This is a genomic window from Diaphorobacter caeni (assembly GCF_015354245.1).
GTDB classification, from domain to species: Bacteria; Pseudomonadota; Gammaproteobacteria; order Burkholderiales; family Burkholderiaceae_C; genus Diaphorobacter_A; species Diaphorobacter_A caeni.
On sequence record NZ_JADKYZ010000012.1, the window covers coordinates 59,687 to 73,738 of the forward strand.

At 62.5% G+C, this 14,052-nt stretch carries 12 protein-coding genes; 3 read left to right on the forward strand and 9 right to left on the reverse strand.

Annotation, left to right across the window (positions count from 1 at the left end):
• Positions 1 to 107 precede the first annotated feature (107 nt).
• Both phbB and ISG32_RS24615 read left to right on the forward strand, forming a co-directional pair.
• Positions 108 to 845 carry an acetoacetyl-CoA reductase gene (gene phbB, locus ISG32_RS24610; protein ID WP_194773659.1) on the forward strand — a complete coding sequence of 246 codons (738 nt, stop codon included), beginning with the start codon at positions 108 to 110 and terminating at the stop codon, positions 843 to 845.
• 326 nt (positions 846 to 1,171) lie between these two features.
• Positions 1,172 to 1,468: a hypothetical protein gene (locus tag ISG32_RS24615; RefSeq protein ID WP_194773660.1), complete on the forward strand. Its 297-nt coding sequence runs from the start codon at positions 1,172 to 1,174 to the stop codon at positions 1,466 to 1,468.
• 354 nt (positions 1,469 to 1,822) lie between these two features.
• Here the strand turns inward: ISG32_RS24615 and ISG32_RS24620 are convergent, their stop codons facing one another.
• Complete coding sequence (locus ISG32_RS24620; protein WP_194773661.1) at positions 1,823 to 3,853, reverse strand: ABC-F family ATP-binding cassette domain-containing protein; 2,031 nt, start codon at positions 3,851 to 3,853, stop codon at positions 1,823 to 1,825.
• A 286-nt stretch (positions 3,854 to 4,139) separates the two neighbouring features.
• Between ISG32_RS24620 and ISG32_RS24625 the strand changes: the two genes are divergently transcribed.
• The gene (locus ISG32_RS24625) at positions 4,140 to 5,033 is read left to right on the forward strand and encodes a ferritin-like domain-containing protein (protein WP_228530096.1); all 894 of its coding nucleotides are present in this window, start codon (positions 4,140 to 4,142) and stop codon (positions 5,031 to 5,033) included.
• Positions 5,034 to 5,049: 16 nt separating this feature from the next.
• On the opposite strand, the gene prmB is transcribed toward ISG32_RS24625, so the two are convergent.
• From prmB to ISG32_RS24665, 8 genes are all read right to left on the reverse strand, one after another.
• Positions 5,050 to 5,967 (reverse strand): 50S ribosomal protein L3 N(5)-glutamine methyltransferase, encoded by a 918-nt coding sequence (prmB, locus tag ISG32_RS24630; RefSeq protein WP_194773662.1) that lies wholly within the window; start codon positions 5,965 to 5,967, stop codon positions 5,050 to 5,052.
• Positions 5,964 to 7,127 carry a succinyl-diaminopimelate desuccinylase gene (gene dapE, locus ISG32_RS24635; RefSeq protein ID WP_194773663.1) on the reverse strand — a complete coding sequence of 388 codons (1,164 nt, stop codon included), beginning with the start codon at positions 7,125 to 7,127 and terminating at the stop codon, positions 5,964 to 5,966. Before dapE ends, prmB begins: the two co-directional genes overlap by 4 nt.
• Before the next feature lie 30 nt (positions 7,128 to 7,157).
• Entirely contained in the window at positions 7,158 to 8,321 is a 1,164-nt protein-coding gene (locus ISG32_RS24640; protein WP_194773664.1) for a PilT/PilU family type 4a pilus ATPase, read from the reverse strand.
• Positions 8,322 to 8,394: 73 nt separating this feature from the next.
• The gene (gene dapD / locus ISG32_RS24645; RefSeq protein WP_194773665.1) at positions 8,395 to 9,228 is read right to left on the reverse strand and encodes a 2,3,4,5-tetrahydropyridine-2,6-dicarboxylate N-succinyltransferase; all 834 of its coding nucleotides are present in this window, start codon (positions 9,226 to 9,228) and stop codon (positions 8,395 to 8,397) included.
• A gap of 12 nt (positions 9,229 to 9,240) precedes the next feature.
• Positions 9,241 to 10,443 carry a succinyldiaminopimelate transaminase gene (gene dapC / locus ISG32_RS24650; RefSeq protein ID WP_194773666.1) on the reverse strand — a complete coding sequence of 401 codons (1,203 nt, stop codon included), beginning with the start codon at positions 10,441 to 10,443 and terminating at the stop codon, positions 9,241 to 9,243.
• 69 nt (positions 10,444 to 10,512) lie between these two features.
• The gene (locus tag ISG32_RS24655) at positions 10,513 to 11,223 is read right to left on the reverse strand and encodes an RnfABCDGE type electron transport complex subunit B (RefSeq protein WP_194773667.1); all 711 of its coding nucleotides are present in this window, start codon (positions 11,221 to 11,223) and stop codon (positions 10,513 to 10,515) included.
• A gap of 30 nt (positions 11,224 to 11,253) precedes the next feature.
• Positions 11,254 to 12,558: a polyhydroxyalkanoate depolymerase gene (locus ISG32_RS24660; RefSeq protein ID WP_194773668.1), complete on the reverse strand. Its 1,305-nt coding sequence runs from the start codon at positions 12,556 to 12,558 to the stop codon at positions 11,254 to 11,256.
• A 345-nt stretch (positions 12,559 to 12,903) separates the two neighbouring features.
• Positions 12,904 to 13,998, reverse strand: a complete 1,095-nt coding sequence (locus ISG32_RS24665; protein WP_194773669.1) for a GTP pyrophosphokinase — start codon at positions 13,996 to 13,998, stop codon at positions 12,904 to 12,906.
• Positions 13,999 to 14,052: the final 54 nt, after the last annotated feature.

The window sequence follows — 14,052 nt, forward strand, 5'->3', positions numbered from 1 at the left end:
AATTAAATTGTGAGAAATCGTTGCTTCCAGTGTTTACCTGAATTCAGCTCGGATAATTCTTAGCTAGAGTGAAATCCGAATCCAATCATCATTAACAGGAGATAGGCGTGAGTCAAAAAGTAGCGTACGTCACAGGGGGGATGGGCGGCATTGGTACCGCAATTTGCCAGCGTTTGCACAAGGAAGGGTTCAAAGTGATCGCCGGTTGCGGTCCTACCCGAGACCATGCAAAGTGGCTTGCGGAGCAAAAGGCGCTCGGCTTCACCTTCTATGCATCCGTCGGCAATGTCGGCGACTGGGACTCCACGGTCGAAGCCTTCACCAAGGCCAAGGCCGAGCACGGCACCGTTGACGTGCTGGTGAACAATGCGGGCATCACGCGTGACCGCATGTTCGTCAAGATGTCCCGCGAAGACTGGGATGCCGTGATCGAAACCAACCTGAACTCCATGTTCAACGTGACCAAGCAGGTCGTCGGCGACATGGTGGAAAAGGGCTGGGGTCGCATCGTCAACATCAGCTCGGTCAACGGAGCCAAGGGGCAGGCGGGTCAAACCAACTACTCCGCGGCCAAGGCCGGCATGCACGGCTTCTCGATGGCTCTGGCGCAGGAGCTGGCCAACAAGGGCGTGACCGTCAACACGGTGAGCCCGGGCTACATCGGCACCGACATGGTCAAGGCCATTCGCCCCGAAGTGCTGGAGAAGATCGTCGGCTCCGTGCCGGTCAAGCGACTGGGTGAGCCCAGCGAAATCGCGTCCATCATCGCCTGGCTGGCTTCGACCGAAGGCGGCTACGCCACCGGCGCCGACTTCTCGGTCAACGGCGGTCTGCACATGCACTGATGGTGCCAAGCGTTCTTCTGGCCTGGCGCGAGCGGGCCAGAAAAGCCAAACCCCGCCGAGGCGGGGTTTTTTGTTTGGCAGATCCCGCTGCTGGGCAGGATCTGCATAGGGGAGGGACGGAAGGCCTGAAGCCAAGCCCGCTACGCTGATGAACCGCTGCTCATGCCAAAGTGGATGGGCAGTGCGTTCAAGCGCTCAAAAACGGACTGGAGCGCGCTTGCGATCACGTTCGTCGTCGGGCCAGGCAGCGAGGATAGCGATGGTATTCATACGAAAACTCCTTTGTGCCTGTTCAACGCGGTACGGGCAGAGGGCGTTGACACCTGTTGGAAAGAAAATGCAAATTCACCAAGGGTTTACCCGATGCAATTTTTGGCGGTTTTCTTTTTAATTTTTTCTTGTTTGACAATGAGTTAAAGGCGATTCTTGAAGTTTTTCCGCAATTGGTTCAGCCGTTCTTCCCGTCAGTTCTGTCAACATTTCCAATACCAACGAAACATCATCGAACCTGTCTGCAGGTCCTGAACAAAGTCTTTGGCGAAACCCGCGCTCAGGGGATGCAAAAACAAAAACCTCGCCAAGGCGAGGTTTGTGGTGTCAGGATGAACTCAGGAAGCTTATGAAGCTGCTTTGAGCGTATCCCGCTGCGTGTCAGTACAACGGTGGTGGGACGTGTCTTGCGTCCGACGAGGTTGCAGTGCTTTCAGAAGCGGACTGGAGCGCGCTTGCGATCGCGTTCGTCATCGGGCCAGGCAGCGAGGATTGCAGTGAAGGTCATTTGAATAACTCCTAAGATGAGTGTTCAACGCCTGTTCCCTGCAATCCGTTGACAGCCAGTTCACCAAATTCTTGTAATCAAAATTATCTTTTGATTGATTCCTTGAATTTCAAGAATATCGTTTTCCGATAAATGGTTGCATCGACAACTGAATCTGTTGCTTCAACGAGAAGGGCGAAATTCAGCGTTCCACTGTCCGTCAAGCAGCCGCGCCGATCTCCTGCTGAATGGCTTCGATCTGCTCGGACAGTTCCAGCCAGCGCTCTTCGAGTTGCTCTATGGAGTCGTTGACGGCCTTGAGCTGCTTTCCAGCCTCCGCGATGTCGCCTCCGGACAGACCTGGCGTGGCCAGCTTCTCTTCGAGGGCGGCGCGCTCCTGGGTGAGCTTGGGCAGGCGCTTGTCGATCTGTTCCAGTTCCTTCTTGAAGGGCTTGGTCTTCTCTGACAGCTGCTGGCGGGCCTGCGCGGCGAGGCGGCGCTGCTCCTTGGGATCGGCGGCCACTTCCGGAGCGGCTTCAACGACTTGCGCCACCTCGGTGACCACTTCCACAACGGCTGCGGGCTGTTGCTGGTCCGACGTGATTTCCGCCTGGGCCTGTTTGGCCTGCTCGCGAAGACGCTTGGACTCTTCGAGCAGGTAGCGTTGGTAGTCGTCCAGGTCGCCGTCGAACGGAGCGACGACGCCTCGGCCCACGAGCCAGAAGTCGTCGCAGACCGCTCGCAGCAGGGCACGGTCGTGGCTGACCAGCATGACGGTGCCTTCAAAGCTGTTGAGCGCCATCGACAGAGCTTCGCGGGTGGCCAGATCCAAGTGGTTGGTCGGCTCGTCAAGCAGCAGCAGGTTGGGGCGCTGCCAGACGATCATCGCGAGCACCAGCCGCGCCTTTTCGCCGCCGCTCATGGTGCCGACAGCCTGCTTGACCATGTCGCCGGTGAAATTGAAGCTGCCAAGGTAGCTGCGCAGATCCTGCTCGCGCGAGGGCTCGCGGGAGTTCGGGCCCATGTCCCGGGCGAGGCGGATCATGTGCTCCAGCGGAGAGTCCGCGGGGCGCAGAACGTCGAGCTCCTGCTGGGCGAAGTAGCCGATGTTCAGTCCCTTGCCCTCGGTGACATTGCCGCCGAGCTGGGGCATTTCGCGGGCGATGGTCTTGACCAGCGTCGACTTGCCCTGGCCGTTGGCACCCAGAATGCCGATGCGCTGGCCGGCCAGCACGGATCGGTTGACGCCGCGCAGGATGGTGGTCTCCGAGCCGTTGTCGGCGCGGTAACCAAAACTGGCGTCCGAGATCGCCAGCATCGGGTTGGGCAAGTTGGCCGGTTCCTTGAACTCGAACGTGAAGTCCGCTTCGGCCAGAACCGGCGCGATCTTTTCCATGCGCTCCAGTGCCTTGACGCGGCTTTGCGCCTGCTTGGCCTTGCTGGCCTTGGCTTTGAAGCGGTCGATGAACTTCTGCAGATGCGCGATCTTGTCCTGCTGGCGGGCAAAGGAGGACTGCTGGAGCTCAAGCTGCTGAGCGCGCAATTCCTCGAATTTCGAGTAGTTGCCGCCGTAGCGGTTGAGGTTGGCGCTTTCGATCTGCAGCGTCACCGTGGTCACGGCGTCCAGGAACTCGCGGTCATGGCTGATCACGATGAGCGTTCCTGCATAGCGCTTGAGCCAGGCCTCCAGCCAGACGAGCGCGTCCAGGTCCAAGTGATTGGTCGGCTCGTCGAGCAGCAGGATGTCGCTTGGGCACATCAGTGCCCGGGCGAGTTGCAGGCGCATCCGCCAGCCGCCCGAGAAGCTGTTCACCGGACGGTCGAGCTCGTGGGCCTGAAAGCCGAGGCCCAGAATCAGCGCCTGGGCGCGCGGCGTGGCGTCGAGCACGCCGGCGTCAAACAGGTCGGAGTGGGCATGGGCGATCGCCATGCCGTCGCCCGAGTCCTCGGCGGCCTTGAGGGCTGCGTTGAGCTCGGAGAGGCGCGAGTCGCCTTCCAGTACGAAAGTGGTGGCGGTCTCGGAGGTCTCGGGCATGTTCTGCTCGACCTGGGCCATGCGCCATTGCGCCGGCATGTAGAACTCGCCCGCATCTTCGTGCAGGCCGCCGTTGAGCAATGCGAAAAGCGTGGACTTGCCCGCGCCGTTGCGGCCCACAAGGCCCACTTTCTCGCCGGGGTTGATGGTGACGGTGGCGCTGTCTAGCAGCACGCGCGCGCTGCGGCGCAGGGTGACGTTGCGAAGGGTGATCATGGATCCGGGGATTATCCCCGCGATTGAACCGCACCGGAGCCGCAGGGGTTCCGAGGCGGCATTGCGGCCGGATTCCATCATGAGAACCGAAGCTGTAAACCGGACGGTCGATTGTGTTTCAAGTGGCGTCAGAGCGCGCTTTGGGGCGGGATGGACTGACACAATGGTCAATACTTTGTCATCACGTTGAATTGTCGTTGTGCGTGGATGCGCCCAACCCTCCATCCGCACGGCAGCCCATGCATGGCGTCGCTGACAGTCCGCATGGGTCTCGACCAGAAGCCCCATGCCGCATTTTTCCAGCCATCCGTCTCAGTCCCTGCAGCCTCGCGGTGCCGTCGAAAAGCAGCGACCGTCTGGCGACGCCGCAGAGGCGAATCACTGGCGGATCGAGGACATTCCTCTCGAGCAGATCGAGATCGATGCCATCGCGCACCATGAAGATCTGTTCTATCTGCTGATGAGCGCGTCGTTCATCGAGACCGGATCGGACACCTACGCGGCCAATCTGGCCGAGCACTACAGGGACTACCCCGACATCGCCGCCTGGCTGCAGGATCGATGGGAGAACGAGGAACTGCAGCACGGCACGGCGCTGCGGCGCTACGTCGAGGCGGTCTGGCCTGACTTTCCGTGGCAGCGGGCCTACGACAGCTTCTTCGGCGAATACTCCAAACTCTGCACGGTGGAGGAGCTGCATCCCGACCGTCACCTCGAGATGGTGGCGCGCTGCGTCGTCGAGACCGGTACTACGGCCTACTATCACACCCTGCGAGAGCTCAGTGACGAGCCCGTGCTGCGCAAGCTGCTCGGCCACATCCGCAACGATGAGGTGGGGCACTACAAGCATTTCCTCAAGTATTTCAAGGAGTTGCAGGAGCGGTCCCCGGTGAGCCGCACGCGCATCGCGGGGACGCTGTATGCCCGGCTCAAGGAGTTGCGCGAGAGCGATTCGGATGTGGCGCTGCGCCATGTGTTCGCGCACCGCGGAAACTACTTCGCGGACAGCGACCGCCGCTTTGCCGACATCGCCCAGCGCGCGTATCAGCTCGTCAGCACCCAGCTTCCGGCCGATCTGGCGGTGCGCATGCTGCTCAAGCCGCTGTTGTTGCCGCAACGGCTTGAGAGCTGTCTGTATGCGCCGATAGCGCGCTTCGCCACGAGGGTGATGGCGCCTTGAGCAGACGTTGCCCTGATTAGCCGTTGAGTTCGGACAGCGCCTGCCGGGTCACCAGCAGTACCTGTTCGTCGCCTGAACTGGTGTCGAGCCAGAAGACGGGCAGACCCGGGAAGGCCGCTTCAAAGAACGGCTTTTCATTGCCGATCTCGAGCACCAGCACGGCATGGGGGCTCATGCGCGAGGGCAGGTCCCGGAACAGTTGACGGATGAAGTCCATGCCGTCGGCACCACCGGCCAGTGCCAATGCGGGCTCGGCACGGTACTCGTCGGGCAGACGGCTCATGCTGTCGGCGTTCACGTAGGGCGGGTTGCAGAGCACGAGATCCCAGCCATCGCCGAGCAGGCTCATGCCATCGCTCTGCAGCAGCGTCACGCGGTCCTGCAGGTGGTGCTTGTCCACGTTGATGCGGGCCACGGCGAGCGCGTCGGCGGAAATGTCGGCGCCCGTCACGTCCACGTCGGGATAGGTCATGGCCGCGAGGCAGGCCAGGCTGCCGTTGCCGGTGCACAGGTCCAGAACCTTGCGTGTTTCTTCGCTGAGCCATTCGTCGATGCTGCCGTCGGCCAGCAGTTCGGCGATGAAGCTGCGCGGAACGATGGAGCGCTCGTCGATGTAGAAGGGCACGCCCTGCAGCCAGGCCTCGCGGGTGAGGTAGGCGGCGGGTTTGCGGGTGGAAATGCGCTGTTCGATCAGCTTGGCGACCTGTGCCTGCTGCTCGGCGGAGACAGGCTGGTGCGAGACCGTTTCGGGTTCGTCGTCGTCGAGCGGGCTGTCGATGGGCAGACCAAGCTGCCAAAGCACAAGCCAGGCCGCTTCGTCGTGCGCATTGGTCGTTCCGTGGCCGAAGCCGACGCCCGCATCGCTCAGCTGTCTGGCGACGCCGCGGATCAGTTCGCCGACGGTGGTCTTGGCGTTCGCAGGGGCTTCGCTCATGCCTTGGCCGCTCCGGCGTTCAGCAGTTCGAGCGTTCGGCGGTAGATGTTGGCGAGCGGTTCGACGTCGGCGAGCACCACGTGTTCGTCGATCTTGTGGATGGTCGCGTTGGGCGGGCCGAACTCGATGACCTGCTCGCAGATCTGCGAGATGAAACGGCCATCGCTGGTGCCGCCCGTGGTCGAGAGCTCGGTGTCGATGCCGGTGACTTCCTTGATCGCGCCCTGAACGGCCTGCACCAGTTCGCCGGGCGTGGTGAGGAAAGGCTGGCCGCCGAGCGTCCAGATCAGGTCGTATTCGAGCCCGTGGCGGTCGAGCACGGCGTGCACGCGCTTCTTGAGCTGCTCGGCCGTGCTCTCGGTGCTGAAACGGAAGTTGAAATCGATCACCACCGCACCGGGAATCACGTTGGTCGCGCCGGTGCCCGCGTGGATGTTGCTCATCTGCCAGCTGGTGGGCGGGAAGAATGCGTTGCCGCGATCCCATTCGATGGTGGTGAGCTCGGCCAGCGCCGGAACGACCTGATGGATCGGATTGCGCGCCAGTTGCGGATAGGCGATGTGGCCCTGCACGCCGCGCACGGTGAGCTTGCCCGACAGCGTGCCGCGCCGACCGTTCTTGATCATGTCGCCGGTCTTCTCGACCGAGGTCGGCTCGCCGACGATGCACCACGCAAGCGGCTCGTTGCGCTCGCGCAGGCGCTCCACGACGATCTTGGTGCCGTCAACGGACGGGCCTTCCTCGTCGCTGGTCAGCAGCAGGGCGATGTGGATGTCGGGATTGGTTTCGGCCGCCAGAAACTCCTCGAGCGCCACCACGAAGGCGGCGATCGAGGTCTTCATGTCGCTCGCGCCGCGCCCATAGAGGCGTCCGTCGCGGTGCGTGGGCGTGAAGGGCGGGCTGCTCCACTGCTCGAGCGGGCCGGTGGGCACCACGTCGGTATGACCGGCGAACACCAGCGTGCGGGCGTTCGCTGACGCGGAACTGCGCTTGGCCCACAGGTTGCTGACGCGGAAATCATCCGGGCCGCTGTCCATGCGTTCACAGACGAAGCCAAGCGGTTCGAGGCGCGCCGCCAGAATCTCCAGACACCCCTCGTCGTTGGGAGTCACGGAAGGGCGGCTGATGAGCTGTTCGGTCAGAAGCAGGGTGGGAGACATGGGAGAGCGGAAACTTCTATTTTCTGTGCCTCAACGCGGATGGACGTCGAGCACGATTTCGGTGAACGACGGCTGGTCGTCGTCGACGCGCTGGTGCGCCTCGGCTTGGGCCTGTGCCGCCTTGGACGCCAGTGCAAAATCGTTTTGCAGGCGCCACAGCAGATTGGTGGGCGAATCGGCGTTGGCAAGACCTTCCTTGCGGTCGATCTTGTTGTCCATGATCATGTGGGCGAGCGCTTCCTCGAAGGTCTGCGAGCCTTCGGCCATGGATTTTTCCATCGCTTCGCGCACGCCGGAAAAGTCGCCTTTTTCGATCAGGTCGGCCACCAGCTTGGTGTTGAGCATCACCTCGACGGCCGGCAGGCGCGCGCCTTGGGGCGTGCGCACCAGACGCTGGGAGATGACCGCCTTGAGCGCGGATGCCAGGTCGCCCAGCATCGTCGGGCGCACTTCGACCGGGTAGAACGACAGAATCCGGTTGAGCGCGTGATAGCTGTTGTTGCCGTGCAGGGTCGCAAGGCAGAGGTGGCCAGACTGCGCGTAGGCAATTGCGGCGGACATGGTTTCGCGGTCGCGGATTTCGCCGATCAGGATCACGTCGGGGGCCTGGCGCAGCGCGTTCTTGAGCGCCGTCTGCAGCGTCGAGGTGTCGGCGCCGATCTCGCGCTGGTTGATGATCGCCCGCTTGTTGGTGAACTGGTATTCGATCGGGTCTTCCACGGTGAGCACGTGGCCGGTCTGCTGTTCATTGCGGTGGTCGATCATCGACGCGAGCGTCGTGCTCTTGCCGGAGCCGGTGGCGCCGACCAGAAGAATCAGGCCGCGCTTTTCCATGATGAGCCCGGACAGCACTTCCGGCAGGCCCAGCGTGGGCAGCGGCGGGATGATGCTCGGGATGAAACGGATCACCACGGCGTAGCTGCCGCGCTGGCGCATTGCGCTCACGCGAAAGCGTCCGATGCCGGCCAACGGCACGCCCATGTTGAGCTCGCCGGTTTCCTGCAGCTCCTCGATCCGGTGGGGTTCGATGACTTCTGAAAGCAGATTGAGAGGGGCCTCGGCCGAGAGCACCTGATTGTTGATCGGCACGCATTGCCCATCGATCTTGATGAGCGCAGGCGCGTGCGCCGACAGGTACACATCGGATGCCTTCTTCTCCGCCATGAGGCGCAGAATTCTTTCCATCGTGCTCATGAATCATCTCCCCCGTATGCTTTGAAATGGCCGGCGCGGGCTTGTGCCGCGTCACCCGGCCGGATGCAGGATATCAGTCGCGCAGCAGGTCGTTCAGGCTGGTGCTCGAACGGGTCTTGGCGTCCACGGTCTTCACGATGATGGCCGCATAGGTGCTGTAGGCCACGCCGTCCTTGGTGGTCTTGGGCAGGTTGCCGCTGATCACCACGGAGCCGGAGGGCACGCGGCCGAAGAACGTCTCGCCGGTGTCACGGTTGAAGATCGGGGTGCTCTTGCCGATGTACACGCCCATGCCCAGCACGGAGTTTTCTTCGACGATCACGCCTTCGACCACCTCGGAGCGCGCGCCGATGAAGCAGTTGTCTTCAATGATGGTGGGGTTGGCCTGCAGGGGCTCCAGCACGCCGCCGAGGCCCACGCCGCCGGAGAGGTGGACGTTCTTGCCGACCTGGGCGCAGGAGCCCACGGTGGCCCAGGTGTCGACCATGGTGCCTTCGTCCACGTAGGCACCGATGTTCACGTAGGAAGGCATCAGGATCGCGCCCTTGGCGACGAAGCTGCCGCGACGTGCGACGGCCGGGGGCACCACGCGCACGCCGGTGGCGGCGATCTCGGCTTCGCTCATGCCTTCGAACTTGGTGGGCACCTTGTCGAAGAAGTTCAGGTCGCCCGAGCGCATCAGCGCGTTGTCCTTGAGGCGGAACGACAGCAGCACGGCCTTCTTGATCCACTGGTGCACGGTCCATTGGCCCACGCCTTCGCGGGTGGCGACGCGCAGCTTGCCGGTGTTCAGCTCGGCGATCACGTGCTCAACGGCATCCACCACGTCTTTGGGAGCGGCGGCGGGGGACATGCTGGCGCGGTTTTCCCAGGCGTTGTCGATGAGGGTTTGCAGTTGTTGAGTCATGGATTTACTACTTCAGGTTCTCGATTGAATGAACTGGACGATGCGTTCGGCCGCTTCCCGGCATTCCGCGGTTTCGGCCACCAGCGCCATGCGCACACGCTGCGCGCCGGGGTTGATGCCGTTTGCCTCGCGGGCCAGATAGCTTCCGGGCAGAACGGTCACATTGTATTGAGCCAGAAGGGCTTTCGCGAACTCCGTGTCGCTCATGCCCAGAGAATCCGGCACCTTGGCCCACAGGTAGAAGCTCGCGTCAGGCAAGGCGACGTCCATCACCTTCGAGAGCATCGGGGTGATTTCGGCGAATTTCTGGCGGTAGAGGGCGCGGTTTTCGACCACGTGCTGCTCGTCGTTCCAAGCGGCGATGCTCGCCTTCTGGATGGTCGGGCTCATCGCGCCGCCGTGGTAAGTGCGATACAGCAGGAAGGACTTGATCAGATCCGCGTCGCCCGCGACGAAACCGCTGCGCATGCCCGGCACATTGCTGCGTTTGGACAGGCTGGTGAACATCATCAGGCGCTTGAAGTCGGTGCGCCCGAGCTTGGTCGCCGCTTCCAGGCCGCCCAGAGGCGCCTCGTCGCGGAAATAGATCTCGCTGTAGCACTCGTCGGAGGCGATCACGAAGCCGTACTTGTCGGACAGTGCAAACAGCTTTTCCCACTCGGACAGCGGCATGACCGCGCCGGTGGGGTTGCCGGGCGAGCACACGAAGATCAACTGCGTGCGCTGCCAGACTTCATCGGGCACGCTGTCCCAGTCGACGGCGAAGTTGCGCTCGGCCACGCTGGGCGCGAAATACGGCGTGGCGCCCGACAGCAGGGCAGCACCCTCGTAGATCTGATAGAACGGATTCGGGCTCACCACGGTCGCGCCCGGTCGGCTGGGATCAATCACCGTCTGGGCGAAGGCAAACAGCGCCTCGCGCGAGCCGTTCACCGGCAGGATCTGGGTCGCGGGGTTGACTTTCACTCCATAGCGGCGATCCATCCAGCCGGCACAGGCCTCGCGCAGTTGGATGTCGCCCGCCGTGGCGGGGTAGGCCGCGAGGCCGTCCATGCTGTTGGCCAGAGCGTCCTTGATGAGCTGCGGTGTGGGGTGTTTGGGTTCGCCGATGCCCAGACTGATGGCGCGGTATTCGGGCGCGGGGGTGACTCCCGCAAAGAGTTGACGCAGGCGCTCAAACGGATACGGCTGCAAAAGTGAGAGCAGGGGATTCATGTTCGCCATTATGGTGGAAGCACAGGCGGCCACGGCGTTCGCATTGGAATCGGGCCTGCCGGTTGCGCGTCAGCTTTGTCCGCGCTGGGCGCGGGCGCGCGCCATTGCGGCGGCGATCATGGCCTTCTTGGGGTCGAGCGCGGAAGGGGCTGCGGGAGCTGCCGCTTCGGCCAGCGATTGCGCCGCAGTCGCTGCAGCCTGCGCATTTGCCGCCACCGCCGGTGCGTGCCGCTGGCGTGTCAGATGGTCGAGGTAGCGGCTGCGGGCGTGATGGGCCAGCGGCTCGCTCCACGCGGCCCAGCCGGTGGATGAACCGCTGATGTTGTCCAGCGAAATGCAGTCCACGGGGCAGACCGGAATGCAAAGCTCGCACCCCGTGCAGTGCTCCGCGATGACGGTGTGCATGCGCTTGTTCGCACCGATGATGGCGTCCGTAGGGCACACCTTGAGGCACAGCGTGCAGCCGATGCACCAGTTCTCGTCGATCACGGCGAGCGTGAGCGGGCCTTCGAAGCCGTTGTCGGGGTTGAGCGCGGTGGCGGATCGGCCGGTGATGGCGGCCAGTCGCACGATGCCTTCCTCGCCACCGGGAGGGCATTGGTTGATGGCGGCCTCGTTGGCCGCGATGGCGCGGGCGTAGGCGGCGCAGTCCGGGTAACCGCAGCGCGTGCACTGCGTCTGCGGAAGGGCTGCATCAATGAGAGCGGCCAAGCCCTCGAGAGGCTTGGCCGCAGTGTCGACTGGCGTGTTGTTGTTGGTTGGGGCGTGCTGCTCGGGCATGCCCAATGGTACGCCGGTTCTTGCTTCGGATCAGGCAGCCTGGCGTGCCGAAGGGGTCGCCTGTGCGGCGGCCGGTTGGTGCGCCAGGATGAAATCACGCACGCGTGGGTACACCTGATCGCGCCAGCGGCGGCCACTGAAGATGCCGTAGTGACCTGCGCCGGTGACTTCCATGTGCGAGCGGTCTTCCTTGGGAATGCCGGAGCAGATGTCCTGGGCCGCCTCGGTCTGGCCGGAGCCGGAGATGTCGTCGAGCTCGCCTTCCACGGTCAGCAGGGCGGTGGTCTTGATGTCCTGGGGGCGAACGCGCTCGATGTTGCCCTCGGGCGACTTCACGTCCCAGGTGCCTTCGACCAGGCTGTACTTCTGGAACACCGTCTGGATGGTTTCCAGATAGTAGTCGGCGTCCATGTCGAGCACGGCGTTGTACTCGTCATAGAACTTGCGGTGCGCCTCGGCGCTGGCGTCGTCACCGCGCACCAGATCCTTGAAGTAGTCGTAGTGGCTCTTGGCGTGGCGGTCGGGGTTCATCGCCACGAAGCCGCTGTGCTGCATGAAGCCGGGGTAGACGCGGCGACCGGCGCCCGGGAATTTCTCGGGCACGCGGTAGATCACGTTGTTCTCGAACCAGTCGATGCTGTGCTGCGTGGCCAGATTGTTCACGGCCGTCGGCGAGCGACGCGCATCGATCGGGCCGCCCATCATGGTCATCGACAGCGGCGTCTTCTCACCGCGCGAGGCCATCAGCGAGATCGCGGCCAGCACCGGTACGGTGGGCTGGCAGACGCTCATCACGTGGCAGTTGCCGTAGGTGGACTGCAGGTGGCGGATGAACTCCTGCACGTTGTTCACGTAGTCATCGAGATGGAACTCGCCTTCGGACGTGGGCACCAGACGGGCGTTCTTCCAGTCGGTGATGTAGACCTTGTGGCCGCTGAGCATGGTCTTGACCGTGTCGCGCAGCAGCGTGGCGTAGTGACCGGAGAGCGGCGCGACGATCAGCACCACGGGCTGGCCCTTGAGCGTGGCCAGCGTCGGGGGATCATCGGAGAAGCGCTTGAAGCGACGCAGTTCGCAGAACGGCTTGTCGATCTCGACGCGCTCGTGGATGGCGACTTCCACGCCATCGACCTTGACGGTGGCGATGCCGAACTGCGGCTTCTCGTAGTCCTTGCCAAGGCGATACATCAGATCGTATCCGGCAGCCATGCGCTGGGCCATTGTGGTCTGACTGAACGGCGTCTGTGGGTTGCTGAACATTTTGGAAGCCACTTGCGCGAGTTCGGCGAAGGGTTCCATCAAGGAGCGCTGAGCTTCGTAAATGGTGTAGAGCATCAGTGGGACCACTTTCAGTAATGTTGCAGTGCAATATAACAGGGGTTTCAGGCGTCTGTCAGAGAGTGAAATCACCTACTTGGAGTGGGACATCACGCTGTCAGAGGCAAAAACCTCCTTTTGACACGCATACACATTGCAAATTTTTGTTATCAAAAGACACTTGCCGATAAAGTTTTGCTCGTGCCGGCGGAATCGACTGTTCGCGAAATTGAAAAATTGACACGAATCAAGTGTCGCACCCTTGGATTACGTGGAGTTGACGGCGAGGATGTGCTCACATGGATGCTCGCCGCCCGTGTGGCACAGTGTGTTTTTGACGGGGTACGGGGCATCGCGGACGGTTCAGAGGTTCTGAACGGGCACGTTCATCAGCAGCCAGGCCTCGAAAGCCTCGCGCGAGCTGTTGCGCAAAGCGCGTCGGAAGACCGTCTTGTCTCCCAGATAGAGGCAGTGGCGGATGACGGTGTAGGGGTTGAAGCTGCTGCCGGGATTCTGCTCGTCGAAGAACTGCTTGTAGCGCTTGACGACGGCGATGTTCTCGCGCAATAGCGCATTGAAGCGTGCGCGCGTCACGCCGGGGGCCCAGGCGCGCACGTCGTCCACGAACATGTCGACCTTGTGCGGATCGAAATCGAAATCCTTGAAGAAATGCTGGGCGATCTTCAGAAAGGTGAACGCGTTGAGCTCGCTGCCCATGGCGATGGTCTGCCTGGGCTCCTCGCCGGGATCGGACTCATTCAGATCCGCCGTTTCGTCCACGGCCCGCAGCAGTTCGGCGTCGGTCGCGTCGCGGATCTGCCGGAATTCGCGGTCGGCGAGCTCAAACAGGGCGGAGAGCACGTTGATGCGGCGTTTCAGCTCGGCGGGGATCGACTTCTTGTACTTGATCTTGTGATCCAGCACGCTCCACGAATCCTGGATGATGGTGCGCACCTGCAGCTCGAACGGAATGTGCGCGTAGCCCGCGTTCTCGGGCAGGGCGGCCTGCTCGGCGTTGAGCCGCAGGTCCAGATGCAGGCCCTTGTAGCCGAACGAGGCCTCCGTGCTCTCGACCGCGCTGACCTTGTCGGTCACGTCGATGACGTCGAAATAGTGGCTGACGATCTGCGCCACCTTTTCCAGCTCGTCCTCATAGAGGCACACCACGCGCAGGCCGATCAGGTCGGTGATGTAGTGCTGGATCTCATAGTCGATGCCGGATTCCTCCAGCGTCGCACGGTACTTGCGCGAGAACTTGCGCAGGCATTCCTCGCGGTCCTTGACGCGGCCCTCGACCTTGGAGATGTCGATGCCTTCCACCTGGGAGAGCACGGATTGCAGCAGTGCGATGTAGAACGCGCAGGCATGTTCCAGAACCGGCAGCTCCTGTCCATAGTATTGGCGGAACGCGTGTTCTTCGGCGGGAAGGTCTTTGTCGACGGTGAGTTGGGAGGGCATGCGCAATACATCCAGAAAATCCGGCTTGCCGCAAACGTCAATCGCCGCGACGGG